Annotated in this window: 27 protein-coding genes, 1 tRNA gene and 1 riboswitch; of the genes, 13 read left to right on the top strand and 15 right to left on the bottom strand. The window is 69.3% G+C overall.

What is annotated here, in order from left to right; genetic code table 11:
* Positions 1–10: 10 nt before the first annotated feature.
* The 4 genes from Aple_RS04050 to Aple_RS04035 form a co-directional block, all read right to left on the bottom strand.
* Positions 11–793, bottom strand: a complete 783-nt coding sequence (locus Aple_RS04050) for an ABC transporter ATP-binding protein (RefSeq protein ID WP_155343069.1) — start codon at positions 791–793, stop codon at positions 11–13.
* Positions 790–1,851 (bottom strand): FecCD family ABC transporter permease, encoded by a 1,062-nt coding sequence (locus tag Aple_RS04045; RefSeq protein ID WP_246264112.1) that lies wholly within the window; start codon positions 1,849–1,851, stop codon positions 790–792. The genes Aple_RS04050 and Aple_RS04045 overlap by 4 nt, the downstream gene beginning before the upstream one ends.
* Positions 1,848–2,861, bottom strand: coding sequence for an ABC transporter substrate-binding protein (locus tag Aple_RS04040; RefSeq protein ID WP_155343068.1), 1,014 nt, complete (start codon positions 2,859–2,861; stop codon positions 1,848–1,850). The genes Aple_RS04045 and Aple_RS04040 overlap by 4 nt, the downstream gene beginning before the upstream one ends.
* A gap of 151 nt (positions 2,862–3,012) precedes the next feature.
* Positions 3,013–3,141, bottom strand: a riboswitch (cobalamin riboswitch).
* A 139-nt stretch (positions 3,142–3,280) separates the two neighbouring features.
* Entirely contained in the window at positions 3,281–4,738 is a 1,458-nt protein-coding gene (locus tag Aple_RS04035; RefSeq protein WP_218038101.1) for a PepSY-associated TM helix domain-containing protein, read from the bottom strand.
* A 415-nt stretch (positions 4,739–5,153) separates the two neighbouring features.
* On the opposite strand from Aple_RS04035, the gene Aple_RS04030 reads away from it, so the two are divergent.
* On the top strand, positions 5,154–5,663 hold the full coding sequence (locus Aple_RS04030) for an MFS transporter (protein ID WP_218038100.1): 510 nt from the start codon (positions 5,154–5,156) through the stop codon (positions 5,661–5,663).
* Here Aple_RS04030 and Aple_RS04025 read toward each other — a convergent pair.
* From Aple_RS04025 to Aple_RS54195, 5 genes are all read right to left on the bottom strand, one after another.
* Positions 5,644–6,369 carry an ATP-binding cassette domain-containing protein gene (locus tag Aple_RS04025; RefSeq protein WP_155343130.1) on the bottom strand — a complete coding sequence of 242 codons (726 nt, stop codon included), beginning with the start codon at positions 6,367–6,369 and terminating at the stop codon, positions 5,644–5,646. The genes Aple_RS04030 and Aple_RS04025 overlap by 20 nt on opposite strands.
* 2 nt (positions 6,370–6,371) lie before the next feature.
* Entirely contained in the window at positions 6,372–8,072 is a 1,701-nt protein-coding gene (locus tag Aple_RS04020; RefSeq protein ID WP_155343067.1) for a dipeptide/oligopeptide/nickel ABC transporter permease/ATP-binding protein, read from the bottom strand.
* The gene (locus Aple_RS04015; protein ID WP_155343066.1) at positions 8,069–9,013 is read right to left on the bottom strand and encodes an ABC transporter permease; all 945 of its coding nucleotides are present in this window, start codon (positions 9,011–9,013) and stop codon (positions 8,069–8,071) included. Before Aple_RS04015 ends, Aple_RS04020 begins: the two co-directional genes overlap by 4 nt.
* Positions 9,010–10,584 carry an ABC transporter substrate-binding protein gene (locus tag Aple_RS04010; RefSeq protein WP_155343065.1) on the bottom strand — a complete coding sequence of 525 codons (1,575 nt, stop codon included), beginning with the start codon at positions 10,582–10,584 and terminating at the stop codon, positions 9,010–9,012. The genes Aple_RS04015 and Aple_RS04010 overlap by 4 nt, the downstream gene beginning before the upstream one ends.
* A gap of 224 nt (positions 10,585–10,808) precedes the next feature.
* Complete coding sequence (locus Aple_RS54195) at positions 10,809–10,988, bottom strand: sigma factor-like helix-turn-helix DNA-binding protein (protein WP_281361523.1); 180 nt, start codon at positions 10,986–10,988, stop codon at positions 10,809–10,811.
* Between the two features lie 681 nt (positions 10,989–11,669).
* On the opposite strand from Aple_RS54195, the gene Aple_RS55435 reads away from it, so the two are divergent.
* Positions 11,670–11,792 carry a hypothetical protein gene (locus Aple_RS55435; RefSeq protein WP_281361522.1) on the top strand — a complete coding sequence of 41 codons (123 nt, stop codon included), beginning with the start codon at positions 11,670–11,672 and terminating at the stop codon, positions 11,790–11,792.
* A 229-nt stretch (positions 11,793–12,021) separates the two neighbouring features.
* Here the strand turns inward: Aple_RS55435 and Aple_RS04000 are convergent.
* Positions 12,022–12,098: transfer RNA gene (locus tag Aple_RS04000), tRNA-Pro, on the bottom strand.
* Between the two features lie 233 nt (positions 12,099–12,331).
* On the opposite strand from Aple_RS04000, the gene Aple_RS03995 reads away from it, so the two are divergent.
* The 3 genes from Aple_RS03995 to bla all read left to right on the top strand — a co-directional run bounded on the left by Aple_RS03995 (position 12,332) and on the right by bla (position 14,302).
* Positions 12,332–12,613 (top strand): hypothetical protein, encoded by a 282-nt coding sequence (locus Aple_RS03995; RefSeq protein ID WP_246264108.1) that lies wholly within the window; start codon positions 12,332–12,334, stop codon positions 12,611–12,613.
* Between the two features lie 43 nt (positions 12,614–12,656).
* Positions 12,657–13,277, top strand: a complete 621-nt coding sequence (locus Aple_RS03990) for an FMN-binding negative transcriptional regulator (protein WP_155343062.1) — start codon at positions 12,657–12,659, stop codon at positions 13,275–13,277.
* A gap of 77 nt (positions 13,278–13,354) precedes the next feature.
* Positions 13,355–14,302, top strand: coding sequence for a class A beta-lactamase (bla, locus tag Aple_RS03985; protein ID WP_155343061.1), 948 nt, complete (start codon positions 13,355–13,357; stop codon positions 14,300–14,302).
* Between the two features lie 35 nt (positions 14,303–14,337).
* Here bla and Aple_RS03980 read toward each other — a convergent pair whose 3' ends face one another.
* Entirely contained in the window at positions 14,338–14,658 is a 321-nt protein-coding gene (locus Aple_RS03980) for a DUF6458 family protein (protein WP_155343060.1), read from the bottom strand.
* 110 nt (positions 14,659–14,768) lie between these two features.
* Here Aple_RS03980 and Aple_RS03975 point away from each other — a divergent pair, with 110 nt between their 5' ends.
* The 3 genes from Aple_RS03975 to Aple_RS03965 are packed head-to-tail and all read left to right on the top strand — an operon-like array spanning position 14,769 to position 16,022.
* Positions 14,769–15,326: a hypothetical protein gene (locus Aple_RS03975; RefSeq protein ID WP_170321274.1), complete on the top strand. Its 558-nt coding sequence runs from the start codon at positions 14,769–14,771 to the stop codon at positions 15,324–15,326.
* Positions 15,326–15,829: a hypothetical protein gene (locus Aple_RS03970; protein WP_155343059.1), complete on the top strand. Its 504-nt coding sequence runs from the start codon at positions 15,326–15,328 to the stop codon at positions 15,827–15,829. The genes Aple_RS03975 and Aple_RS03970 overlap by 1 nt, the downstream gene beginning before the upstream one ends.
* Positions 15,830–15,833: 4 nt before the next feature.
* The gene (locus Aple_RS03965) at positions 15,834–16,022 is read left to right on the top strand and encodes a hypothetical protein (RefSeq protein WP_155343058.1); all 189 of its coding nucleotides are present in this window, start codon (positions 15,834–15,836) and stop codon (positions 16,020–16,022) included.
* A gap of 90 nt (positions 16,023–16,112) precedes the next feature.
* On the opposite strand, the gene Aple_RS03960 is transcribed toward Aple_RS03965, so the two are convergent.
* Together Aple_RS03960 and Aple_RS03955 are read right to left on the bottom strand one after the other, a co-directional pair.
* Positions 16,113–16,523 (bottom strand): ATP-binding protein, encoded by a 411-nt coding sequence (locus Aple_RS03960; protein ID WP_155343057.1) that lies wholly within the window; start codon positions 16,521–16,523, stop codon positions 16,113–16,115.
* A 97-nt stretch (positions 16,524–16,620) separates the two neighbouring features.
* A complete protein-coding gene (locus Aple_RS03955; protein WP_155343056.1) occupies positions 16,621–17,385 on the bottom strand; it encodes a SigB/SigF/SigG family RNA polymerase sigma factor in 765 nt (254 codons plus the stop codon).
* A 172-nt stretch (positions 17,386–17,557) separates the two neighbouring features.
* Between Aple_RS03955 and Aple_RS03950 the strand changes: the two genes are divergently transcribed.
* The gene (locus Aple_RS03950; protein ID WP_246264104.1) at positions 17,558–17,905 is read left to right on the top strand and encodes an STAS domain-containing protein; all 348 of its coding nucleotides are present in this window, start codon (positions 17,558–17,560) and stop codon (positions 17,903–17,905) included.
* 39 nt (positions 17,906–17,944) lie between these two features.
* Here the strand turns inward: Aple_RS03950 and Aple_RS03945 are convergent, their stop codons facing one another.
* Complete coding sequence (locus Aple_RS03945; protein WP_246264102.1) at positions 17,945–18,637, bottom strand: GAF and ANTAR domain-containing protein; 693 nt, start codon at positions 18,635–18,637, stop codon at positions 17,945–17,947.
* 53 nt (positions 18,638–18,690) lie between these two features.
* Here Aple_RS03945 and Aple_RS03940 point away from each other — a divergent pair, with 53 nt between their 5' ends.
* Together Aple_RS03940 and Aple_RS03935 are read left to right on the top strand one after the other, a co-directional pair.
* Positions 18,691–20,466, top strand: a complete 1,776-nt coding sequence (locus Aple_RS03940; RefSeq protein WP_246264100.1) for a SpoIIE family protein phosphatase — start codon at positions 18,691–18,693, stop codon at positions 20,464–20,466.
* A 114-nt stretch (positions 20,467–20,580) separates the two neighbouring features.
* A complete protein-coding gene (locus Aple_RS03935; protein ID WP_155343053.1) occupies positions 20,581–21,624 on the top strand; it encodes a glycosyltransferase in 1,044 nt (347 codons plus the stop codon).
* On the opposite strand, the gene Aple_RS03930 is transcribed toward Aple_RS03935, so the two are convergent.
* Positions 21,621–22,640, bottom strand: coding sequence for a PucR family transcriptional regulator (locus tag Aple_RS03930; RefSeq protein WP_155343052.1), 1,020 nt, complete (start codon positions 22,638–22,640; stop codon positions 21,621–21,623). The genes Aple_RS03935 and Aple_RS03930 overlap by 4 nt on opposite strands.
* A 75-nt stretch (positions 22,641–22,715) precedes the next feature.
* On the opposite strand from Aple_RS03930, the gene Aple_RS03925 reads away from it, so the two are divergent.
* Both Aple_RS03925 and pruA read left to right on the top strand, forming a co-directional pair.
* Positions 22,716–23,615 (top strand): proline dehydrogenase family protein, encoded by a 900-nt coding sequence (locus Aple_RS03925; protein WP_155343051.1) that lies wholly within the window; start codon positions 22,716–22,718, stop codon positions 23,613–23,615.
* Positions 23,615–25,273: an L-glutamate gamma-semialdehyde dehydrogenase gene (gene pruA / locus Aple_RS03920; RefSeq protein WP_155343127.1), complete on the top strand. Its 1,659-nt coding sequence runs from the start codon at positions 23,615–23,617 to the stop codon at positions 25,271–25,273. The genes Aple_RS03925 and pruA overlap by 1 nt, the downstream gene beginning before the upstream one ends.
* Positions 25,274–25,277 lie beyond the last annotated feature (4 nt).

Genomic DNA, 25,277 nt, shown 5'->3' with positions numbered 1-25,277 from the left:
AACGGAGGGGTCAGCTCGTGAGGCGTCTCCCTCCGGTGCGGAGGGTCACCTGCGGGACGCCCGTCTCCGGATGGAGCGCCACGTCGGCGTCGACCCGGTAGACCTCCGCCAGCATCGCGGGGGTCAGCACCTCCTCGGGGGTGCCGAGGGAGACGATCCGGCCGGCGTCCATGACGCCGATGCGGTCGCAGAAGGCGGCGGCCATGTTGAGGTCGTGCAGGGCGACCACCGCCGTGACGCCGAGGCCGCGCACCAGGCTCAGGGCATCGAGCTGGTGGCGCAGGTCGAGGTGGTTGGTGGGTTCGTCGAGCACCATCGTGGCCGGTTGCTGGGCCAGCGCCCTGGCGATCAGGACACGCTGTTTCTCGCCGCCCGACAGGCGGTCGAAGGGCGCGTAGGCCAGCCCGGCGACGTCGAGCCGTTCCAGGGCGTCGGCGATGACGGACCTGTCGTCGGCATTGTCGCCGTCGAAGGCGCGTTTGTGCGGGGTGCGACCCATGGCCACGATGTCGTACACCGACAGTTCGAAGTCGCCGCCGGTCTCCTGGAGCACCGCCGCCAGGCGCCTGGCCAGGGCGGTTCCCGGCATCTTCCAAACGTCCTCACCATCGAGGAGCACCCGGCCGGAGGTCGGCCTGCGCGCCCGGTAGAAGGTGCGCAGCAGCGTCGACTTGCCCGCGCCGTTGGGTCCGGCCAGGCCGAGCACCTCACCCTTGGCGACCTCCAGCGAGACGTCGTGGACGAGGTTCTTGCCGCCGATGCGGACCGAGACGTTCTCCACGGTGAGCGTCACTTCGACCGCCTCCGCATCAGCCACAGGAAGAAAGGGCCGCCGACCAGGGCGGTGAGGATGCCGACCGGAATCTCCTCGGGGGCGATGAGGGTGCGGGCCAGCAGGTCGGCCAGGATGAGGAAGGACGCGCCGAGCAGGGCCGTCGCCGGAAGCGCTCTGCGGTGGTCGGCGCCGATCATCAGCCGCACGACATGCGGCATGACCAGGCCGACGAAGCCGATCGCCCCGCTGACTGCCACGATCGTGCCGATCATCATCGCGACCAGCACGAACAGCGCCGCCCTGAACCGGTGCACGTCCAGGCCGAGCGAGGCCGCCGCCTCCTCCCCCGCCAGCAGCAGGTTCAGCGGACGGGACACCCCCAGCAGCACGACCGTGCCGACCAGGACGGCCACCGCCGGGATCCACACCATCGTCCAGGTGGTGCCGGCCAGGCCGCCGAGCATCCAGCGCACCGCCGCCTGGGTCTTGTGCGGGTCATTGGACGTCACCACCAGGAAACTCGCCACCGCCGACAGCACCTCGGCCATGGCGACCCCGGCCAGCACCAGGCGGACTGTGGTCATCCGGCCGCCCTGCCTGGCCAGGAAGTACACCGCCACCAGGGCGGCCAGCGCGCCGACGAAGGCCGCGATCGGCAGAGAGAACGCGCCGAAGAACCCGAGGCCGAAGACCAGTACGCTGACCGCGCCGACGCTCGCCCCGGACGACACGCCCAGGAGCATGGGGTCGGCGAGCGGGTTGCGTACCAGAGCTTGGAGAGCCATGCCGCAGACGGCCAGGCCCGCGCCCACGACGGCCGCGAGCAGAACGCGCGGCAGCCGCACGTCCATGACGATGGTCTCCCGCGCGGCGGTCCAGGTCGGCTCGGCCAGGGCGGGGTGGACGTTGTGGAGCAGGATCGCCCACACCTGCCCGGCCGGCAGCGGGACCGATCCGGCGGCGATCGCCGCGGTGACCGCCCCGGCCAGCAGGGCGAGCAGCAGGCCGATGACGATCGGATAGCGCAGGCCAGGGCGCCGCGCCGGAAGCAGGGCGGCCACGGTCAACTCGCTCACCGGAACTGGTCGGCGTAGATCTGCTCGGCCAGCGCCTCGACGGCGCTCGGGGCGCGGACGCCGAGCACGACCGACGACAGCGGCAGCACCGCGAAGCGCTGCTCCTTGATCGCCGGGACGTCCTTGAGCGCGGGGTTGTCCAGGAGGAACTTCTTCTTGGCGTCGACGGGCTCGTCGCCGTAGTCGTAGATGACGATCCAGTCGGGGGCACGCTCGGCGACCTGCTCGAAGGAGACGTCGCCCCAGACCTTGTCGACGTCGGCGAAGATGTTCTCCGCGCCCGCGAGCTTGATGATCTCGTTGCCGATGCCCTTGCCGCCGGCGGTGAAGGCGGTCTTGTCGCCGGAGTCGTACACGAACAGCTTCACCGGCGGGACGCCGGCCAGCTTCTCGCGGAGCGAGGCCAGGGTGCCGTGAAGCTCGGTCAGCAGCGGGTCGGCCTTGTCCTGGGCTCCGAAGATCTTCGCGACATTGCGGATCTCCTGGTCCATCAGCTGCATCGTGACCGCGCCCTCGGCGCACTCCTCGACGTTGAGGTAGGTCTTGATGCCCGCCTCCTGGAGCGCGGTGCGGCTGCGGCCCTCCTTCTCGTCGAAGGTGCTGCCGAAGCCGCCGTAGACAAAGTCGGGCTCCTCGGCCAGCAAGGCCTCGTAGGAGGGGTACTCCTTCGCGACAACCTTGATGGCGTCGTAGGCGGCCTTGTACTCGGGCAGCATCTGGTCGTCGAGGTAGGCGGTGCCGATCATCGACTTCTCCAGGCCGAGCGCCAGCATCACCTCGGTGGCGTGCTGGTTCATCGAGATGGCGCGCGTCGGCGCGGCCTCGTAGGTGGTGGTGACGCCGCAGTTCTCGAGCGTAAGGGGGAAGCCCGTGCTCGCGGTCGTGGCGGGAGGTTGTTCAGCCGAGGCCTGTGCGGCCGGGGGTTCTTCTGCCGATGTGCCACCGCAGGCGGCTAACACACCGGTAACCAGCAGGGCGAGCAGCAGGGACGTGGGACGTCTGCCCGTCATGACATGTTCCTCTCAAGGAATGTGCACAACGGGGCGGATCTGTGAAAGGGGTCACTGAAGGGCCTCGCGGCGTCACCACCGGCATGCCAGGCATCGAGGCCCGCTCCTCTCAGGGGAAATCCGCCCCAGTTCATCGAGGAGGCGACCGCGTGAGTCTCCTGGCTCTCGGGTCGACGCTCGTCCCCGCCTTCCCACCCCGTCGCCGGAGCAGTGGCGCGCTTTCGGGACTCGCTCACCGATCACAGTGGCGGGACCGCACCGGATTCACACCGGTTTCCTCAGTCCGCGCTCGCCTTCGCCGTCATCATCACACGAAGCGGATGAATGTCCACGAGCGGGGTCCCTCTTGTTGCGAGAAGTTCGCGATAAGTCGGAAGGGTGGCGCAATCGTTCGAGCTCGCCGTGAAGTCGGTGAACTTCTAAAGCAGGCTGGGCTCGGACGGTTGAGCCTCCTCGGGAGAGGCCGAGACCGACTCAAAAGTACCGGGCAGCACCGCCGGGCGGGTCGTCCGCCGTCGTTCGATCAGCACGTCGACCGCCAGGAAGATCGCCAGGCTGACGGCGAACAGTGGCACGAAGTAGGCGACGACCAAGGTGGCCACGGCCACACCCGCCAGCACGCCCGGTGTGAGCGCGCGCAGGCTGCCGCGTGGAGCCGGGCGGCCGAACCGCTGTCCGGTCGGGCGGCGCTGCCACCACATCCCGTAGCCGCGCACGATGACGAAGATCAGACCGATCGCCAGACCGGCCAGCACGAGCTGGTTGGGAATGCCGAAGAGGATGCCCATGTGGGCGTCGATCGTCCAGTTGGTCATCTTGGCCATGAACGGCCACTCGGCGAAGTCGACCCGGTCGACGACCGTGCCCGTGCTCCCGTTGACGGTGACCGCGTCGAAGCGGGTCGGCCAGTCGCGCTTGCTCTCGTTCACCTTCCAGGCCGACTGTCCATCAGCAGGCGGAGCGATGAATAGCGGGGTCCGCAGGCCCTGCGCGGTGGCGGTGGCCATGACGCCGTCGATGCCGACGCCCGAGGTGAACACCGCGTCGCCGCCCTCGACGGCCGGGGCGGCACCATGCTGGTGCTCGGCCGCCTGGCTGTCGGCGGTCAGGCTCGTCTCCAGCGGCGGGGAGTTCCAGTCGAACAGCGTCCGGACGTCCGCGATCTTGGCCCCCGCGTAGTTCGACCAGGTCAGGCCGGTGACCGAGAGAAGCAGCAGCCCGATCGTGATCCACACGCCGGTGGCGGCGTGCCACGACAGGTTGCGGGAGCGGCCCTTCTTGGCCGAGGTGTCCGGCAGGACGACGCGCTTCAGGCTGCGGCGCCGACCGATCCATAGGGCCAGGCCGCCGAGGACGACGATCCACATCCAGCTCGCAGCCAGTTCGCTGTAGTTGCGGCCGAACGCGCCCAGGTGCAGGTTGCGGTGCAGGTCGTCGATCCAGGCCCGCACGCCGAGCCACTGGCCGAAGGTCCGCTCCTGGCCGCGCACCTCCAGCGTGTACGGGTCGACGAACACCGCCATCTCGTAGTCGGCGGGCACGGTTTCGTCCGAGAAGACCACCCGGGTGGTGCTGGTCGCATCGACGGCTGGCATGACCGAATTGATGTCGCCTGCAGGGTGGGCCGCTCGGGCGGCGGCGACCTGCTTGCTGAGCGGCTGCATCGTCTGCCCGGCGGGAACGCGGAGCTCATGGTCGTACACCATGCGCTCGACCTGCGGCGCGGTGGTGTAGATGAGGCCGGTAACGGCCGCGATCAGGATGAACGGCGCGATGAACACACCCGCGTAGAAGTGCAGACGCAGCAGCAGGGGCCGCAACTGGGACCACACGCCTCGGCGGGGCGGGGCCTGTGGGGGAAGGGAGTCGGTGGTCACGGGAGAGTCCTCTCGAATCTGGTGAGCCCCTGGCTCTGATAAGAGAGTCGGATCCGGTATCCGCCTGGTTCCCGCCGAGTTCGGATATTCGTCCCGATCATGCAGGAACCATCCGCCTTCGCCGGACGACTCTTTCAGGGAGCACACGACACGGAGGTCACCGGCCAGTTGACGACGCCCAAGCGACTGATCTATCGGCGATCACTGACCGGGGCTCGGTTCGCCGTGCTGGCCGGAGGGTTCCTGGTCAACGTCGGTTCGTTCTCCGTGCACCCTTATATGGCGGTGCTGCTGCACGAGCGCGTGGACCTGGCCATGGAGCAGGTCGGGGTGGTGCTCGCGGTGGCGACCCTGGTGCAGTTCGCCAGCGCTCCGGCCACGGCGGCGGTCGCCGAGCGCATCGCTGCCGTTCGTGGTGACCGCTCTGTCCCTGTACGTGTACATGCAGTTCTACCAATACCTGTCCAGCTACGCCCAGGGCCGGGTCTCCACGCTGACCTTCGGCCTGGCGATGATGGGCTACTCCCTCGGTCTGGCCTTGTTGCAGCCGCTGGTCTCCGGGTGGGTCCAGCGCATGAGTTACCCCACGGCGATGCTGATCGGGTTCGGCTGTCTGGCCGCCGGAATGACCGCCTTCTCCGCCGTCCTGATCGTGCCGGGTGTCGCCGCGATCAGCTTCGGCAACGCGGTGTTGTTCCTCAAAAACGACCTGGAGGCGCTGGCCCGGTCGAAACGGTCGGCGACTGTGGTCTTCGGGCAGCAGCGCCTGGCCGTCGGGATCGGCGCCTGCCTCAGCGGACTGGTGGGCGGCCCTCTCTACGGCGTGTTCGAGCGGGCCGGCCATCTGCCGTGGTTCTGGCTGGCCGTGGCCGCGCAGTGCGTGGTGATCCCGTTGGTCGTGCTGGCTACGCGAAGGGGATCGTAGGCGTCGCGGCCAGTAACGTCCGGGTGTACGGGTGTTGCGGTTCGGTCATCACGTCCAGGGTCGGGCCCTGTTCGACGATGCGGCCCTCGTGCATGACCGCGATGCGGTCGGCGAGCTGGCGGACCACGGCCAGGTCGTGGGCGATGAACAGGCAGGCCAGGCCGAGCCGGTCGCGCAGGCCGCAGAGCAGGTTGAGGACCTTGGCCTGCACCGACACGTCCAGTGCGGTCACCGGCTCGTCGCACACAAGGAGCCGGGGTCCCAGGGCGAGCGCGCGGGCGATGGCCACGCGCTGTTGTTGTCCGCCGGACAGCTGCCGGGGCTTGCGCCCGCCGACCTCGGGGTCGAGCCCGACCAGGTCGAGCAGCTCGTCCACGCGGACAGGGTCGGTGATGCGATGGATCGCCAGGGGCTCGTTGATCGCCTGCCGGACCGTCTGCCGGGGGCTCAGCGTCAGGTACGGGTCCTGGAAGACCATCTGGATGTTCCGGCGATGATCGCGCAGTGCACGTCCGCGCAGGGAGTGCACGTCCACACCGTCGAACCGCACCACACCCGCAGTGGGACGCCACAGACCCGTGATCACCCGGGCGAGCGTGGTTTTGCCGCAGCCCGATTCGCCGACGATCCCGACGATCTCCCTGGGGCCAACCCGGAGGGTGACCTCTTTCAGGAACGCGGTGGTGAGCCCGTCGACCTCCAGCATGGTCACGCCTTCCTCGGACAGGCCGACTGATGTCCCGCGCCGATCAGTTCCAGCATCGGCCTGTTGGCGGAGCATTCGGGCACGGCGATCACGCAGCGGGGCGCGAACGCGCAACCGGCGAGGTCGTCGGGGGCCGCCCCGGATCGGCCGGGCATGGTGCGGAACCGGGTGCCCGGCACCGCTCCCGGACGGGGTACGGCGTCGAGCAGGCCGCGGGTATAAGGGTGTGCCGGGCTGTTGATCACCGTGCTGAGCGGACCCTGTTCGACGATGCGCCCGGCGTACATGACGGCGACGGTGTCGGCCAGGCGGGCGACCACCGCGAGGTCGTGGCTGACCACGATCATCGCCATGTTCAGTTCGTCGCGCAGCCGGGCGAGGAGATCGAGGAGCTGGGCCTGTACGGTCACGTCCAGCGCCGAGGTCGGTTCGTCGGCGATCAGCAACTCCGGCTCACCCGCGATGGCGATGGCGATCTGCACCCGCTGCCGCTGGCCGCCGGACAGCTCGTGCGGGTAGCGCCGGGCGACGGACGCGGGCAGGCCGACCAGGGTCAGCAGTTCTTCGGTGCGCCGCCCCCGCCGAGCGTTCCTGACCGCCTCGCCCACGTGGGAGCCGATGGTTCGCAGCGGATTGAACACAGCGAGGTTGTCCTGGAAGACCACGCCCACGCGCTTCCCCTGGGTGATCGACCCGGTGACGATCGCCCGAGGGTCGACCAGGCCGAAGGGCGCCAGTACCGAGGTCGTCTTCCCACTACCGCTCTCCCCTACTACGGCCAGGACTTCGCCGCGTCGCACCTCATAGGAGACGTCGGCGACCACCCGCTGGGGATAGCCGACGGACAGGCCCTCCACCCGCAACGCCTCGTCATCCTTGGCGGCGACGGTCCGGTTCCGGCGCGCGGGCAGCACCCAGCGCAGAATCGAGGGCCGCTCGTCACCTCCCGCCAGGCGTTCCCCAAGCAGGTTGCTGGCGAACACCACGGCGGTGATCGCGATCCCCGGCGGATAGGCCAGCCACCACGCGGACGCCAGGAAGGGCCGCCCCTCGATGAGCATCTGGCCCCATTCCGCGTACGGCGGCGGGATGCCCAAGCCAAGGAAGCTCAGCGTGGCGACGCCCAGCACGATCGCTCCGACGTCAGTGCTGGCGTACACCAGGCACGGCCCCAGGGCGGGCGGCACCAGATGCCGGCCGATGACCCGCGCGGGCCCCGCGCCCATCAGCCGCAGCGCGTCCAGGTGCGGGCTGTCCCGCATCGCCGCCACCTTCGCCCGCGCGATCCGCGCGTAGGGCGACCACGCCCACAGGGACATCGCGATGACGAGGTTGAACACGCCGGGCCCGCGTACCCCGATGACGGCCAGGGCCACGAGCATGCCCGGCAGCGAGACGGCCATGTCGATGACACGGGAGATCACCCGGTCTATCCAGCCGCCGAAGTATCCGGCGAGCGTGCCGACGAGCACACCGAAGGTCAGCGAGACCGCCAAAACCGCCGCCGTAACCGTCAGCGAGATCTGCGCGCCGTACAGCAGACGGCTGAGCTGGTCGCGGCCGAGCTGGTCGGTGCCGAGCCAGTGGTCGGCCGACGGCGGCAGCAGGCCGGCGGCCAGATCGCTGACCGCGGGGTCGTACGGCGCGATGAGGGGTGCCAGCAGCCCGGCGAGCACGAAGACGACCAGGACGGTACTCCTCACACCGTCCCCTTCCGCAGCCGCCGGAACCGGGGGTCGATGAGCGCCTGGAGCACGTCGGCCAGCCGGTTGGCCAGGATGAACCCGCCGCCCAGGATCAAGGCGCTGGCCTGAAGCGCGGGCACGTCCCGGGCTCCGGCGGCGTGCACGAAGTAGTCGCCGAGGCCGGGCCAGCCGAAGATCTGCTCCACGACGACCGTGCCGACCAGCAGCATGCCGATCGTGATGCCGGCCAGCGACAGGATCGGCCCGGCCGCGTTTGGCAGGCCATCTCGCAGCACGATCGAGACCGGTCCGCTGCCCCGAGCCCGTGCGGCCATCACATATGGCTGGTCGAGCGCCTCGCGCAGCGTCACCGCCACCACCCGGCTCAGCGCACCGGCGGCGGGCAGCCCGAGGACGGCCAGCGGCATCACCCACGTCTCCGGCCCGCCGATCCCCGAGGTCGGCACCAGCCCGAGGTGCAGGGCGAGCAGGAGGACGAGCAGGTAGCTCAGCCAGAACGGCGGGATCGAGGTAAGCAACAGGGCCCCGCCGCGCAGCGCGCCGCGAGCCGGGCCGCGCCCGAGCACCGCACCGGCGATGCCGAGCGCCAACCCCACTGTGAGGGCCACGATCGCCGAACCACCCACCAGCCACAACGTCACGCCCATGCGTTCGGCGATCTCCGGCCCGATCGGGGTACTGGTCCGCAGCGACAACCCGAAGTCGCCGGTGAGCGCGTCGCCGAGCCACCGGAAGTACCGGACCAGCGCGGGAGCGTCGAGCCCCAACTCGACCCGGACCGCCTCGACCTGTTCGGGCGTGGCCGACCGGCCGGCCCGGGTCGCCGCCAGGATCGCGGCCGGGTCACCCCGGGCCAGCAGGACGAGCGCGAAGGTCCCGGCCGTGAGCGCCAGGAGCACGCCCGCGGTGTCGATGGCCCAGCGCGCCGCCGTTCTCATCCGATGGTGACCCCGGTCAGTTCGAGGTCGACGTCGGTCGTCGGCACGTCGAAGCCTCTCACCTCGCCCCGCACCGCCCACAGGCGCGGCCGGTAGACCAGCGGCACGAACCCGGCGTCGGCCGCCACGGCATCGTAAAGAGCCTGGTAGGCGAGCCCTCGGGCGGCCGGGTCGGGGGCGAACAGGGCCTTGTCGACCAGGCCTTCGATGGCCGGGGTCGTCCAGAGCGGCGCCCGCGCCTCGTCGGTGAACAGGGACACGATCGAGCTGGACGGGTCGTAGGGCGCGCCGAGCGTCTCGAAGAACGTGATGTCGTACTTGCCTTCGGCGCGTTCGTCGTAGTAGACGGCGGCGTCGACCGGAGTGATTTCCACGCCGACACCGATCTTCTGGAGCTCCGAGGCGATGGCGGAGGCCATGGCGCGCGGGTCGAGCTGGCCTTCCGCCGGGGTCGACGGGATGAGCAGCCGGAGCGAGAGCGGCTTGCCGTCCTTGGCGCGGGTCTCGCCGTCGAGCTTGTATCCGGCGGCCTCCAGAGTGCTGGCCGCGCCCGCCGCGTCGAAGCCGAGCGGGAGGTCGGTGCCGGAGTCGGGCACCCCTGGAGGGAAGACCCGCTTCGCGGGTTCGGCCTGCCCCGCGAGCAGCGCCTTGGCCAGAGAGGCGGTGTCGATCGCCTTGATGACGGCTTCCCGGACCGCCTTGTCCCCCGCCGGCCCATCAGAGTTGAAGCCCAGCATTGTGCTCACGTCCGGCGCGCCGGTCAGCAGATTGACGTCGTCGCGCCCGTTCAGCGACTGCGCCTCGACGGGTGTGATCGGGGACAGGTAGGAGCCGCCGAGCAGGTCGAGTTCGCCGTTGGTCAGGGCGTCGATCCTGGCCTGGGAGTCCGGGATGACCTTGAACTCCAGCTTGGTGAGCTGCGGTTTCGTACCCCAGTATTCGTCGTTGCGCTCCAGCGTCGCGCCGGTGGCGGCGTTGGAGACGAGCTTCCACGCTCCCGTGCCGACAGGGTTCTGGAACTTACCGTCGGCGGCGGCCGACTTCGGGCTGAGCAGCCGGACCGGCCGTACGATCGACATCTCCTGGAGCAGCGGCTCGTACGGCTCCGACAGGGTCAGCCGGACGGTGTCCGGGTCAGGAGCCTCGACCTTCTCGATCACCTGCGAGGCGCGGAAGAACGAGAAGCGCTCGTTGCCGACCCACCGGTCGAAGTTCCACTTCACGGCGGCGGCGTCGAACGGCGTGCCGTCGGTGAACTTCACACCGTCCCGCAGATTGAAGGTGACCTGCTCACCGCCTTCTTCGACGGTCCATGACTCGGCCAGGCCCGGCTCCAGCTTGCCGTCCTGACCGTAGGTGACCAGTGGTTCGTAGATCGCGTCCAGCATGAGGAAGTTGCCGGTGAACGCGTTCGGGTCCAGCGCGCCCAACTCGGCGCTCAGGCCGATGCGCAGTGTGGTCGTCGCGGCGGCCGGAGCCGAGGCGGCGGGCTCGGGACCGCTGGGCGGACTGCACGCCACGGCGAACGCGAGCGACGCGATGGCGGCGAGAAACGGACGGGGTCGTGGCACGGGGAACTCCAGGGCGACGGATCTCAGGTGACGGGGGAACGCACCCGCACCAGTAGTCGCGAACTCATCGCCATTGGTTCCCGAGGTCTTCTGCGACAGATGAGTCGCGACCCATTGACGCACCTCCCCCACCGGCGGTGAGAGCAACCGGGGCGGCTGTTCTCACCCGTACAAGACACTGAGGGTGCCGAGCCGAACCACGGCCCGGCACCCTCACGTGTGTGTCAGGCCGCCTGCTCGGCCTGGGTCAGCGAGGCGACGAACTGCAGCCGGGCTCTGGCCACGCGCGAGCGCACGGTGCCGACCGGACAGCCGAGGTGTTCCGCCACCTCGTGGTAGGGCAGGCCGATCACCTGGGTCAGCACGAACGCCGTGCGCCGCTCTTCGGGAACGGCTGCCAGCAGGTCGTCCAGGGCGACGCCGTCGGCAACGCCCGGCAGCCCGCGCGGCTGGTGGCGGTCGGCTGCTCCCTGCCAGTCGGCGAGGTCGGCGATGACGGGACGGGCGGAGGCGGCCCGGAATCCGTCGATGACCGCCCGGCGGGCGATCGACAGGACCCAGACCCGGGCCGGGAACGCATTTCGGCGCGCGACGACAGCCGGACCAGGTCCACCCGGATGGGCGTGCGGGAGAAAGTGCGTCAGGGTTACGTGCCCTGCGTCCTCCTCGGGTGTATTCCGGGATCAAAACCGTTTCGACGAACTCGTCCAACCGGTGCAGATAGATGTTCGACAGGACGGGGGAAGCGCAGCCACCCTGCGGAGCGCCGCTAAGAGTGGCGTGCCAGACCCAGTCCTCCAGGTATCCGGCTTGGAGCATGTTACGCAGCAGCCGCAGGAACCGGTTGTCGTGGATCTTCTCCGACAGACTTCGATCATCCGTTCATGATCGAGAGCCCAGCTCGTCGAGCGCGCTATCCGCCATGGACAGGCGCGCGACAAGGTCAGGCGGAACGTCGCCAGCCTTGTCAGTGTCCCCGATGGCCAGGAAGGGAGGCCCTCACGGGCAATGACTCTCGAGGAAGCTGTTCGCCTGCTGGAGGCCTCGAATCCGCCCGGGATATCCCGCTCTCGGTCTACGTGATCGTGTCGCTCCTAGCCGGCATTCGCACCGAGGAGGCCCGTGCGCTCACGTGGCCGGAAGTCGACCTGAAGGCGGGCACGATCGCCGTCTACCGGTTCGTGCGGGGCGACACGAAGCGCGCATGACGTTCGATTGGAGGACATCAGCGGCCTGGTCGGCCATGGAAGTACACACGTGACCGAGACCGTCTACCGACACGAGATCCGGCCCGCCCTGACAAAGGGCGCCGAGGCCATGGACAAGATCTTCAAAAAGCGGACGACATCCGCCTGACCCTCTGGCTCCCCGTTTGGCTCCCGAAGATCGAAAAGAGGCTCCGGATAAGATCCGAAACCCCTTGCGACCAGCTAAAACTGGTCGGGACGACAGGATTTGAACCTGCGACCCCTTGACCCCCAGTCAAGTGCGCTACCAAGCTGCGCTACGTCCCGTTGCCTGGCTGGCCAGGCGAGAACAACCTTAGCGTAGATTCGTCGCTGGTGCGCACATGGTTAAGGTGCCGGGGCCTAGGGTGGCGATCATGGGAAGGAAGGCTCGGGTCGATCAGGGGGAGCTTGCGCGGCTGGTGGCTCAGGGGTGGTCGAATGGGGAGTTGGCGGCTCATTTTGGGGTGACTGAGTCGGGGGTTTTGCAGGCGAAGCGGGCTGCGGGGTTGTCTCGGCCGATGAGCGATCATCGGGCGGCGTTGCCGTGGAAGCTGAGCCGGGAGCACAGTCAGTCGGGGCCGGCGACGAACTTGCGGAATCTGTCGGCGGTGGCGCAGGGGCGTACGGTTCCGAAGGAGAAGATCAATACGGCGTTGCGGTGGGCGGGGCGGCTGGCGGAGCAGGGGTTGGATATCGCGTATGACCCGGAGGAGGGGTTTTACGAGGTAGCAGCCGGTGATTCGTCGCATATCGCGGGGGTTCTGGCCGCAGCGCGGGTGGCGCTCGGTTCGGAGGAATAATACCTGGTTGCGTAGGTCGGTTCATTCTCTTACCGTCTGATGCATGCTTATTCATCCGTGGGACGCGGGATCTGAGGCTGAGTCGTTGGCGTTCGTGCGGGAGAACTCGTTCGGGCAGTTGATCGCGGCTGGGCGTGGACGGGACGTGCCGGTTGTCGTGCCGACACAGTTCCTGCTGGTTGACGATCGGCGCATCGTGTTGCACCTGGCTCGGCCGAATCCCGTGTGGCCGGCGATTGAGGAGAATCCGAACGTGGTGCTGGCGGTCGCGGGTGACTGGGCGTACGTGCGGGGAGCCTGGAAGGTCATGCCCGGCGAGGGTGATCCGGGAGCGGGGATTCCGACCACGTACTACGCGGCTGTTCAGCTCATTTGCCAGGCCCGGGTGGTGGCGGATCCGGAGGAGAAGGCGGAGATTCTGCGGCAGCAGATCGCGGCGCTGGACGAAGGGCTGGTCGATCCGGCCGAGCATGTCCGGCAGTTCCGGGGGATTCGAGGTCTGGAGCTGATCGTCAGCGAGATCAAGGGCAAGTTCAAGTACGGCGGCAACGCCGACGACGCGCATAGGGCGTACGTGGCGGAACGGCTCGCGGAGCGGGATGGGCCCGGGGATGCGGCCGCGATTGGTCATCTTCGGCAGAGGTCGCCGGTTCTGCCCGGCTAATTCGGTTCGACCGAATGTCGGTGGTGTGCATTACCTTAAGGTCGTGATCGCGTACAGCCGCGGGCAGGTGAAAGCAGGTGCCTGCCGAAAGTGAGTCCGGCCCGTCCCGCCGTGCTCTGCTGGTAGCCACAGCTCTCCTGCCGCTGGCGGGATGCGGCGCGGATGACCGCTCAGCCACCAGGTCAACCCCGGCGCCGAGTCGCTCTGCCAGCTCCCCGACACCGAGCCGCCGCGCTACCAGATCCCCGGACCGTTCGCGGTTCGCGGCGCTCGAACGCAAACACGATGCCCGTCTCGGTGTGTACGCCCTGGCAACCGGCACCGGCGCCACGGTGACCTATCGCGCGGACGAGCGTTTCGCGTTCTGCTCCACCTTCAAGGCGCTCGCCGCGGCGGCGGTCTTGCACCAGAACCCGCTCAGTCACCTGAACAAGCGCGTCACCTACACCAGCGCCGAGGTCAACTCCATCTCGCCGATCACCGAGGATCACATCGCGACCGGAATGACCATCAGGCAGCTGTGTGACGCCGCCGTCCGCTACAGCGACGGCACGGCCAGCAACCTGCTGGTGCGCGACATCGGCGGCCCGGCGCAGTTGACCGCCTACCTGCGGGGGCTCGGAGACACCGTCAGCCGCATAGACAACTACGAGCCCGAGCTGAACAGAAACCCCCCACGGAATCCGCGCGACACCACCACTCCCCGGGCGATCGCCGCCGACTACCACAAGCTCGTGCTTGGTGATGCGCTGACCACCGGCAAACGCGCCATGCTCAAAGACTGGCTCGAACGCAACACCACTGGCGATAAACGCATCCGGGCCGGGGTCCCCCAAGGATGGACGGTGGCGGACAAGACCGGAACCGGCAACTATGGCAGAGCCAATGACATCGCCATCGTGTGGCCGCCGAACACCGCCCCGCTCGTGATGGCCATCATGTCCGATCGATCCGGATACAGCACCCCGCACAAAGAATCCCTGATCGCCGAAGCCGCCGCGCGGATCGTCTCCGCTCTCACCTGACCGGCTCCCCCGTCAAGGGCTCGAATCCGGCTCTGTCAGTCGTCGTACGAGTCGCGGCGGACGTGCACGTGTCGTTCGCCCGGATGGACCTTGGCGTGGGACTCCTCCTCGTGCACTTCGCGGTACGGCTCCGTCGGCGGATCCACCGTATACATCAGGTCATGCTCCACCGTCTCCACCGGCTCCTCCGCCCGCGGCCGGCGCGTGTAGAGACCGGTGATCAGCGCCCCCACCGCTCCCACCGCCATCAGAATCCACCCGATCATCTGCAGGTCGATCCCCGGTACATCCCACTTCACCGCGAACGCGAGCACCGCGCCGATCGCGATAAAGGCCAGGCTGGCTCCGAAGCCCATGACGAACCTCCTCTGTCGGAGGACGACCTCTACCCGCGAGAACAGTGAATACTCGCCCCTTTCCCGGGCAGTGCGAATCGACAACTCAACAGAATCACCCGGAGGCAGATATGAGTGCCATCGCATGGGTGGCTGTCGTCGTAGTCGTGGTGCTGGCGCTGGGAGCCGCAGGCTATCTCGTCGCGAACGGGAATCGCCGCCGCCATCTTCAGAATCGTTTCGGTCCTGAGTACGACCGCACCGTCCAGGAAAGTGACAACCGCCGCCTGGCCGAGCGGGAACTGCTGGCCCGGGAGGCGCGGGTCGCCGAACTCGACATCCGTCCGCTGGACGACGAGACCCGCGAGACGTACGCGAAGAAGTGGACGGAGGTCCAGGAGCGCTTCGTCGACGCGCCCGGCTTCGCGGTGACCGAGGCCGACGCGCTCGTGACCGCGGTCATGGCGGATCGCGGCTTCCCGACCGACGCGTTCGAGGAACGCCTGAACGTGCTTTCTGTCGGGTACGGCGCCACTCTCGACCACTACCGCCAGGCCCACGAGATCAGCGGACGCGCGGCCCGCCAGGAGGCCGGCACCGAGGAACTCCGCCAGGCGATGGTCCACTATCGCGCGCTGTTCGAGGAACTGCTCACCGATTCCCCGCACCCCAAGGAGGCCGATCGCTGATGGAACGAAACCCATACAACTCCCCCTACGAAACCCGTCACGAGGAGCCGGTGCCCGATTCGCCGGAGCTTCTCAACGAGGAGGCGCGCCGCGAGGACGCCGCCGACGTGGATCTGCTGGTGGCGAGCGACCGACCAGATCACGACCCACTCAACACGGACGAGTCTGATCACGATCGACTCGACACCGACAACATCGACCACAATCCGGTCAACGAGACCCAGGATGACGTGCTCACGTCCCCCGCCGTGGCCATCCCGGAACAGCGCTCCCCCACCGACGACATCAACTTCGACGCCCGCTGGCACGACATCAAAGCCGGCTTCGTCGACGACCCGCGCGACTCGGTGGAAAAGGCCGACGCGCTGATCGACGAGGCGGTGAACGCGCTGGCCGCCCGCCGCCAGGCGCTGGTGGACGGCTGGAAGAACCACAACGACACCGAGCAGCTGCGGCTCGCCCTACGCGAGTACCGCTCCCTGTTCGACAAGCTGAAGGGATAAACCCATGTTCGCAATCGCGGCGGCCATCGTGTTCGGCATCGCCTTCCTGCTGGACCTGCTCAACGCGTCCATCGGCATCGGCATCACCGCTCTGGTCGCACTCGGCCTCTGCCTGCTCGCCCTGCACCAGGCAGGCGTGGGTACGGCAGGCGTCAACACCTGGCGCGGCTACCGCACCCGCACCCGCAGGTAACCGATAACGACCCCCGAGAACCGTGCCGCGTGACCCCCCTCAGCCCAGGTCACGCGGCACACTCGCGCGACCGGCACCCACGGATCGAGTTCAAAGGGGGAAGCGCATGATCACGGTCGTGCCGCTGTCCCCCGTGCGTACGTTCAGGGAGCGGCTCAGCAGCCGGGCGACCCACAGGCCCATCCCGCTGGTGGCGTGCTCGCCCGGAGGCTTGTGGCCGGGGACGCCGTCCAGGATCCAGTGGCGGCCTTCGTCGTGGACGTCCACGACGAGATCCCCCGTGTCGTACCAGACGCGGAGGCGGGCCTTGGTGGCGCCGTGGGTCACCGCGTTGGTGGTGACCTCGTTGAGGGCGACCAGGAAGTCGCCGACGCGCTCCTCGGTCATGCCGCCTCTGCGGGCGAGGGCGGCGGCGAACTCCCGCACGTCGGGAAGGTCGGCGAGGGAGAAGGTGATCTCCTTGCCGCCCCTTGGCACGGACGTGGCGCCGTCCTCGTTCACCCGCTAACGCCTCCCGGTCGTGGCGAATCCCCGATGAAGATACCCCGGGATATCGCCCCAAGTTTGGCGATACCCCAGGGAAGGGTCCATGCCGCACTCATCGGGCGACGAGCTCGGAACGCAGCTGGTCGAGGACCTTGCGCAGGATTCTGGACACGTGCATCTGCGAGATGTCGAACTCCTCGGCTATCTCCGCCTGCGTCAGGTTGCCGTAGAAGCGCAGCAGCAGGATCGTCTTCTCCCGTTCGGGCAGCTCGTCGATCAGGGGTTTCACGGCCTCCCGGTCGACCAGGACGGACAGGCTGTCGTCGCTGTCGGGGATGACGTCGCCGAGGGCGGCCGCGTCGTCGTCGGCGCCCAGGGGGGCGTCCAGCGAAAGGGTGCTGTAGGCGGCGGAGGCGTCCAGGGTGAGGATCATGTCGTCCTCGGACAGGCCCATCCGGACGGCGAGCTCCGGCATCTTGGGCGAGCGGCCCAGCTCCTGGGTCATGTCGGCCACCAGGCGGTTGAGCTCGGAGCGGCGCTCCTGGTAGAGGCGGGGGACGCGGACCGCCCAGGTACGGTCCCGGAAGTGACGCTTGACCTCGCCGGTCATGGTGACCATGGCGTAGCCGCGGAAGCTGTGGCCCAGGGTGGGGTCGAAGCCGTTGATGGCCTTCATCAGGCCGACGTACGCGGCTTGCAGGAGATCTTCCATGGGTTCGCCGCGGTGCAGGTAGCGGCGGGCGATGTCGCGGGCCATCGGGCGGTGCATTTCCACGATGAGTTCGCGGAGGCGGGTGCGCCGTTCTTCGGTGACGTCGTCGGCGGCGAGTTCGGCGAGCAGGTCTTCCGCGGTGGGTTCGCAGATTTCGGCAGGCATCTCGGCAAGCCCCTCATATGATTCGCGGGCTGCGCCTTACCGTGCAGAAGGCGCGCCTCGCTCAACGTTCGAGACGAAGCCCTCTGCTGGACCTCTGGCGCAATAATGCCCCAGATTCGGGAGTTTCACCACCCCCGGGATAACAGTAAGGTTGCGGCGAAGGAGGAACGCCGTGGCCAATCTCACCATGCGCTCGACCGCTGCGGAGGGCATCGTGGTGATCCATATCGACGGGATCCTCGACGCCACCACGCGGGATCAGTTCTCCGAATACCTGGACACCGAGGCCGAGGAGCACGGGCCGGGCATGGTCCTTGACCTGGGCGGCGTCTCGTTCCTGGACTCGCGCGCCCTCGGCCTGATCGTGCATCACTGGCAGCGCTCCACCGGGGCGGGCGGGCATTTCGCGCTGATAGCGGTGCACTACCCCACCTCGAAGGTGATGTGGGTGACCGGATTGTCCCAACGGCTCCCCATGTTCGAGACTCTCGACGAGGCATTGGCCGCGTTCGCGAACTGAAGTCCCGGCGCCTTTACATTGTAGATTTCAGGGGCCGGGCTACTTCGCGTTCTTCTGCTGGTGTTCCGTTACGAGGAGTTTCGCCAGGTCGGCGACCTTGACCTGGTGGTGCTGGGAGACGCGGCGCAGTTCGTCGAAGGCGGCCTCAGCGGAGCAGCCGCTGGCCTGCATGATGATGCCTTTCGCCTGGTCGATGAGGGCGCGTCCGGCCATCGCCTCCTGGAGCTGGGCGGCGCCGGTGAGCACGTCGTCGAACTCCCAGATGTTGGCCAGGGCGACCGTGACCTGCTCGCGCAGCAGGTCGGTGAGGATCTCGTGGTCGGCGAAGACGCCGGGGCGCACGCCGTACAGCCCGACGATGACGACGGCGCCGTCGGCCCGCACGGGCAAGACCAGGGCGGAACGGATGCCGTGCCGGACGGCGGCGGCCGCGTAGCGGGGCCAGCGCGGGTCGCGCATGATGTCGGCGGCGACGACGGGGCGGCCGGTGGCGAGGGCGTCGCGGGACGGGCCCTCGCGCAGGTCGCGCTCGCGGTCGATGACGGCGATGAGCTCGCTGTGGGAGGCGGCGAGCAGGACGCGTTCGTCCTGCCAGAGTTCGGCGGTGCCGCCCGCGCAGCCGGGGACGCCGCGGGCGATGGCCTCGGTGACCCCGCGCAGCACGCTCTCGCAGGAGGCGCCCTCGGTCACCCGGCCCAGGGCCGCGAGATCGCGGGCGAGAATGGGAATCACAAGGATGACCGTTCCCCTGGATCGCCGGATAATGTACAGAGGAGCATATGTCCGTGACCGAGCTTGAGCAGCGGCTGGCCGAGTTCGCCGACCGGGTCGCCGCCCTGCCGCCCAGCGAGGAACTGGCGGCGGCCGAGGAACTGGTCAGGGACGCCCTCGCCGAGCTCGGCCGGGGGCGCAAGCGCCGGGACGGCGGGCCGCAGCGGGAGCAGAAGCTGCTCAGGCAGATCTTCCGGACGATGCCGGTGCCGGTGATCGTGATGGATCCGAGTGGCACGGTCCGGCGGATCAACAACGAGACGACCCGCCTGCTGGGCAGCCCGGCCGGGTATCTGATCGGCCGGGGCTTCCCGCTGCTGATCGAATCGTCCGAGCGGGCGGCGTTCCGGGCCCAGCTGAGCGCGGCGCTGCGCAGCGAGGAGAGCACCACCTTCGAGACCCGGCTGAACCACCAGGGACGCACGCACACGGTCCGGCTGGTGCTGAGCCGGCTGCGCATGCCGGGCGAACCGCAGGAGATGGTGGCGGCGGTCGCGCTGCCGACCGAGGTCCAGCTGCCCGAGCCCCCGGATCGCGCGCAGGCGCCGGACGAGGCGCTGTTCCTGGCCGCGGCGCGGCGGCACGAGCTGCTCTCCCGGCTGACCAGGCTGCTGCTGGACGAGGAGAGCCTGCGCGAGCCGGTGGCGCTGATCCGGGCGGCGCGACTGCTGGCGGCGGAGACCGCGGACTGGGTGATCGCCGACATCCTCCGCGACGGCGTGCCGCACCGGTCGGCGGTGATCGCGCCGAGCGCCGAGCCGGTGGCGCGGCTGCAGCGCGCGGTCGAGGCGCTCCCCCCGGCGGACGCCCCGCTGGTCGCCCACGTGCTGGCCACCCAGAGCGGCCTCATCCACGAGATGCTGACCGATGAGGGCCTGCTGGGCGACGACCTGCTCGCCCAGATGCGCGCCGGTTCGCTGCTGTCGGTCCCGATCCGCACCGACGACGAGATCAACGGCGTCCTCACGCTGGTACGGCTCCGCGACCGCCCCCCGTTCGGCCTCGCCGACCTGGGCCTGCTGGAGGAGGTCGCGCTCCACCTGGGCCTGGCCCTGCGCGCCCAGCGAAGCTTCCAGCGCAGCTCGAACGCCGCCGACGCGCTGCGCAGCGGGGTCCTCCCCCGGACATTGCCCGACATCCAGGGCTTCGAGACCGCCGCCATCTACCACCCGGGCTCCGGCCTGCGCGCGATCGGCGGCGAGTTCTACGACGTCTTCCCGATGAAGGGCGGCTGGGGCTTCGTGATCGGCAGCGCGGCCGGCCGGGGCGACGAGGCGGCGTCGGTGACCTCGCTGGTCCGCAACGGCTTGCGGGTGATGAGCGTCTGGGAGCGCGACCCCGGCGCGGCCCTGCGCAAGGTCAACGACGCGCTGGTGGCGCAGCACACGGGCCTGTTCGTGATGGCCGCGGCCGGTTTCGTGCGCGGCAGGAAGGTACGGCTGGCCTCCGCCGGCCACCACCCCGCCGCCCTGCTGCAACCCGACGGCGGGGTGCGTTTCACCGACGGCGGCGGGGTTCCGCTGGGCTTCGAGGAGGGCGCGGACCCGGCCACCGAGGAGCTCACGCTGGCGGCCGGGGAGACGCTGGTGCTCTACTCGGACGGCCTGGTCGGCTCCCGCAGCGCGGACGGGGCGGGTTACGGCGAGGACCGGCTGACCGAGGTGCTGGCCCGGTGCGCGAACCAGCCGCCGGCGGCGGTGGTGAAGGCCATCGAGGAGGACCACCGGGCCTTCACCGGGGACCGGATCATCGACGAGATCACGGTGCTCACGCTGCGGCGGGCTCGCTAGTTCCCGGGAAAGTTTGTGTTTAGCGCCGGTCGATGTACGGTAAGGAGAGCTACATACCTGGTGCCTAAGACGCAGGCACACCCTTTCATCGCGATCACCGCCATGAGGTGTGCCATGCATATCGCCATCGTCTCCACGCACAGTCTGTCCAGCGACACCCCCGCCATCGCCCGCGAGCTGGGCCGCGGCCACAGCGTGACCGTCTACACGCGCACCTCGTCCGCCATCAAGGGCGTCCGGGTGGAGCAGGTGCCCGCCGGGCCCGCCGGAGAGCTCTCCGACAGCGACCTTTTGCCGTACATCTCCGACTTCAGTGATGGGCTCAAGCGGTGCTGGCGGCGGGACCGGCCGGACGTGATACACGCTCACTCCTGGACCGGCGGGCTGGCGGCGATCGCCGGGTCCGACGGGCTCGGCGTGCCCGTGACGCAGACCTTCCACCCCGACGACGTGCCGTCCGCGCCGGAGCGGCGGCTGGAGCGGGCGATCGGCCGACAGGCCAGGGCCGTGATCGCGGCCTGCGCGGGCGAGGAGTCCGAGCTGATCCGGCTGGGCGTGCCGCGCCGGAACATCGCGGTCGTGCCGAGCGGCGTCGACGTCGAGCGGTTCCGCCGCCAGGGCCCGGCCGCCCCGCGCGGCGAGCGGGCCCGGATGGTGCACATCGGCGACAGCGGCGCGGCGATGGCGATCGGCGCGCTGGCCTCGGTGCCGGGCGCGGAGCTGCTGGTGGCCGGGGGCGACGACGCCACGCGGGCCCGGCTGGGCATCCTGGCCAAGGAGAAGGGCGTCGAGGACCGGGTCGGGCTGCTCGGCCGGGTGCCGCACGCGAGCATGCCGAAGCTGATCCGCAGCGCCGACGTGGCGCTCGCGCTGGCTCCCTCCGCGCCGACCGGGATGGCCGCGCTGGAGGCGATGGCCTGCGGCGTTCCGGTGATCGTGTCGGCCACCGGCGCGCATCTGGACGCGGTCGTGCACGGCGTGACCGGCTTCCACGTGCGGCGTCCCGCCGAGGTGGCGGCGCGGATGCGGCAGCTGCTCGGCGACCGCACGCTGCGCACCGCCCTCGGGTTCGCCGGGGTGGACCGGGCGCGGTCGCGCTACTCGCTGGAGCGGGTCAGCCAGGAGCTCATCCGGGTGTACGAGAACGTCTGCGCCTAGAGATGAGACGCCTTCAAGGCCAGGTGCAGCAGCAGGCGGTCGCGGCCGTCGGCCAGGTTGAGGCCGGTCGCCTCGGCCGCCCGGCCCAGCCGGTAGTAGAGCGTCTGCCGGTGCACGCCGAGCGCCGCCGCCGTCTCCTGGACGTGGCCGCCATGGTCGAGGTAACACTCGACGGTGGCGGCCAGCTCGCCCAGCGGCGCGGCTTCCGCGGCCAGGGCCGCCAGCTCGCTGTGCGGGAGTTTGACCAGGTAGCGGTAGACGCCGAGGTCGGCCCAGTAGGCGATGGGGAGCTTGCGGGCTTCGGCCACGCGTAGCGCGCCGAGGGCTTCGCGCCAGCTCTCCCAGGCGTCGGCCGCGTCCTGGCGGGGGGCGCCGACGCCGGTGGCGGTGCCGTACATGTCCTGGACGCGGCGGGCGACGTCGCGGGCCTGGGCGGCGGGGACGAGGAACGCGGGGCAGGTCAGCGTGAGGTCGACGCTGACGTCGTGCGGGAGCGTCCACAGCGCCGCGACCTGGCCGGGAGCGGCGCGGGTGGCCATCGCCACCAGCGGTCCTTCCAGGTCAGCGGCGGAGGCGGCGCGGGTGTCGGGGTTGGCGGAGAACAGGTCCTCGAGCGGGACCTGGCGGGTCTGGGTCTCCCTGGCGAGGGTCGCCGCCGCCCGCGCGACCAGGGGTTCGATCGTCTTAAGACGATCGTCAGTGAGGTCGCCGGAGTCGAGCAGCCACAGGTAGCCGTAGGTCACGCCCTTGTGGCGGAGCGGCACGCAGACCCGGCCGAGCACGCCCGCGATGGCCGGGATCCGGACGGGGCCTTCGGCGGAGGCGATCCCGTACGCCTCGAAGTGGGCGCGGGTGGCGTCGGTGGCGCGCCTGCGCAGGATCACCTCCTCACGGACCGCGTCGATGTCCCCGCTCTGCGCGCCGTACGCGACGAGCTGGAACGATCGGTCCTCCAAGGTCACCGACGCGTCCAGCAGGCGGGCGATCTCGTCGACGAGTTCCTGCACGTGGACCATTATTGAGCATTTGTCTGAACACGCTTGGCCGGATGTCCGTGGAAGGCAGCTGAGAAGGAGATTTAGGCTGGTTGCATGCTTGGTGAGGTGCTTCTGGCTGCGTCCCGGAACAAGCGGGCGCGGCGTGCGGTGTCCCGGTTTCCGCTGACCCGCCGGGTGGTGGACCGGTTCGTGGCGGGTGAGCAGACCATCGACGCGGTCACGGCGACCCGGCGGCTGGCCGATCTGGGGTTGATGTCCACGATCGACCATCTGGGGGAAGAGGTCCGCGATACGGGGGCCGCCGTCGAGACCACCAAGGCGTACGTGCGGCTGCTTGAGGCGCTGCGCCCGCTCGGGTTCGGCGATCGGGCCGAGGTTTCGGTGAAGCTGTCGGCGGTGGGGCAGGCGCTGGACGACGGGATGGCGCTCGATCACGCCCAGCGGATCTGCGAGGCGGCCAGGGAGAACGGCTCCACGGTGACGCTCGACATGGAGGACCACACCACGGTCGACTCCACGCTGGCGATCCTGCGGGCGCTCCGGACGGATTTTCCCGACACGGGAGTGGCGATCCAGTCCTACCTGTTCCGCAGCGAGGCCGACTGCCGGGATCTGCGCGACTCCCGGGTCCGCCTGGTGAAGGGCGCCTACGACGAGCCCGCGTCGGTGGCGTACCAGCGCGGGAGCGAGGTGGACCGGGCGTACGTGCGCTGCCTGAAGGTGCTCATGTCCGGCACCGGCTACCCCATGATCGCCACCCACGACGACCGGCTGATCACGATCGCCGAGACCCTCGCCGACGGCCGCCCCGGCTACGAATTCCAGATGTTGTACGGCATCCGCACCGACAAACAGCTCGCGCTCGCCCGCTCCGGCGCGAACGTCCGCGTCTACGTGCCCTACGGCGACGACTGGTACGGCTACTTCATGCGCCGCCTCGCCGAACGCCCGGCCAACGTCACCTTCTTCCTGCGTTCCCTTGGGGGTAAATGATGGATTCCGTATCAAATGTCCCCGTGCCGGCGAACGAGCCAGTGCAGGGCTACCCGCCGGGCAGCGCCGAGCGGGCCGCGCTGGAGAGCCGGATCAAGGAACTCGCCGGGGCCGACCTCGACCTGACCATGACCGTCGGCGGCGAACGCCGGATGGGCGGCGGCTCCCCGATCCCCGTCGTGCAACCCCACAACCGCCAGGCCGTTCTCGGCCGTACGGCTGACGCCACCAACGCCGACGTGTCGGCGGCCATCTCGGCGGCGCTGGCGGCGGCGCCGGAGTGGCGGGCGCTCCCGTTCGACGAGCGGGCGGCGGTCTTCCTGCGCGCGGCCGACCTGCTGTCGGGTCCGTGGCGCAACACGCTGAACGGCGCGACCATCCTCGGCCAGTCCAAGTCGGCGCAGCAGGCCGAGATCGACGCGGCCTGCGAGCTGATCGACTTCCTGCGCTTCAACGTGGCGTACGCGCGGCAGCTGTACACCGAGCAGCCGGTTTCCTCGCCCGGGGTGTGGAACCGGATGGAGTACCGGCCGCTGGAGGGCTTCGTTCTGGCGATCACGCCGTTCAACTTCACGGCCATCGCGGGGAATCTGCCGGCTTCGGTGGCGCTGATGGGGAACGTGGTGGTGTGGAAGCCGTCGCCGACGCAGCAGTTCGCGGCGCATTTCACGATGCGGTTGCTGGAGGCGGCGGGGCTGCCGCCCGGAGTGATCAACATGGTTACCGGGAACGGGCAGGCGGTGTCCGAGGTCGCTCTTCCGCATCCGCAGCTGGCGGGGATCCATTTCACCGGGTCGACGGCGACATTTCAGCATCTGTGGGCGAGTGTGGGGGCGAACATCGGCTCCTATCACGGGTATCCGCGGCTGGTCGGGGAGACCGGCGGGAAGGACTTCGTGCTCGCGCACCCGTCCGCCGATCGGGGCGCGCTGCTGACCGCGCTGGTCCGGGGGGCGTTCGAGTATCAGGGGCAGAAGTGTTCCGCGGCGTCGCGGGCGTACATTCCGCGTTCGATCTGGGGATCGCTCCGGGACGAGCTCGTCGGCACCGCCGAATCGCTGACGATCGGCGACGTCTCCGCCGATCTGTCCGCCTTCCTCGGCGCCGTCATCGACGCCCGCGCCTTCGCCAAGCACAAGGCCGCCATCGACCGGGCTCGCGCGACGCCCACGATCGACGTCCTGACCGGCTCATACGACGACTCAACCGGATATTTCGTGAAACCGACCGTCCTGGTGTCCGCCGACCGCACCGACGAGATCTTCACCACCGAATACTTCGGCCCCATCCTCGCCGTCCACGTCTACGACGACGCCGACTTCGACCCCGTCCTGGACCAGATGGAATCCGCCTCCCCCTACGCCCTCACCGGCTCCTTGATCGCCCAAGACCGCCGCATCATCACCTCCGCCTCCGCCCGCCTCCGCTTCGCCGCCGGCAATTTCTACATCAACGACAAACCCACCGGCGCGGTAGTAGGCCAACAGCCCTTCGGCGGCGCCCGCTCCTCCGGCACCAACGACAAAGCCGGCTCCATCTTCAACCTGATCCGCTGGGTCAACGCCCGCACCATCAAGGAAACCCTCAACCCCCCAATCGTCCAGGGCCCCTACCGCGGCGACATCCCCCAGTCAGGCTGGACCCAACCAGACCTCTGACCTG

The organism is Acrocarpospora pleiomorpha (assembly GCF_009687885.1).
Lineage (GTDB): Bacteria > Actinomycetota > Actinomycetes > Streptosporangiales > Streptosporangiaceae > Acrocarpospora > Acrocarpospora pleiomorpha.
Note: the sequence above shows the minus strand (reverse complement) of the source record. Positions and strands in the feature narration are given on the sequence as shown.

Coding starts and splice junctions, on each gene's coding strand:
- Aple_RS04040 (WP_155343068.1), bottom strand. CDS start 2,861: ATGACGGGCAGACGTCCCACGTCCCTGCTGCTCGCCCTGCTGGTTACC.
- Aple_RS04025 (WP_155343130.1), bottom strand. CDS start 6,369: ATGCTGGAGGTCGACGGGCTCACCACCGCGTTCCTGAAAGAGGTCACC.
- Aple_RS04015 (WP_155343066.1), bottom strand. CDS start 9,013: ATGAGAACGGCGGCGCGCTGGGCCATCGACACCGCGGGCGTGCTCCTG.
- Aple_RS03995 (WP_246264108.1), top strand. CDS start 12,332: ATGAGCGATCATCGGGCGGCGTTGCCGTGGAAGCTGAGCCGGGAGCAC.
- Aple_RS03990 (WP_155343062.1), top strand. CDS start 12,657: ATGCTTATTCATCCGTGGGACGCGGGATCTGAGGCTGAGTCGTTGGCG.
- Aple_RS03980 (WP_155343060.1), bottom strand. CDS start 14,658: ATGGGCTTCGGAGCCAGCCTGGCCTTTATCGCGATCGGCGCGGTGCTC.
- Aple_RS03975 (WP_170321274.1), top strand. CDS start 14,769: ATGAGTGCCATCGCATGGGTGGCTGTCGTCGTAGTCGTGGTGCTGGCG.
- Aple_RS03970 (WP_155343059.1), top strand. CDS start 15,326: ATGGAACGAAACCCATACAACTCCCCCTACGAAACCCGTCACGAGGAG.
- Aple_RS03965 (WP_155343058.1), top strand. CDS start 15,834: ATGTTCGCAATCGCGGCGGCCATCGTGTTCGGCATCGCCTTCCTGCTG.
- Aple_RS03955 (WP_155343056.1), bottom strand. CDS start 17,385: ATGCCTGCCGAAATCTGCGAACCCACCGCGGAAGACCTGCTCGCCGAA.
- Aple_RS03935 (WP_155343053.1), top strand. CDS start 20,581: ATGCATATCGCCATCGTCTCCACGCACAGTCTGTCCAGCGACACCCCC.
- Aple_RS03930 (WP_155343052.1), bottom strand. CDS start 22,640: ATGGTCCACGTGCAGGAACTCGTCGACGAGATCGCCCGCCTGCTGGAC.
- Aple_RS03925 (WP_155343051.1), top strand. CDS start 22,716: ATGCTTGGTGAGGTGCTTCTGGCTGCGTCCCGGAACAAGCGGGCGCGG.
- pruA (WP_155343127.1), top strand. CDS start 23,615: ATGGATTCCGTATCAAATGTCCCCGTGCCGGCGAACGAGCCAGTGCAG.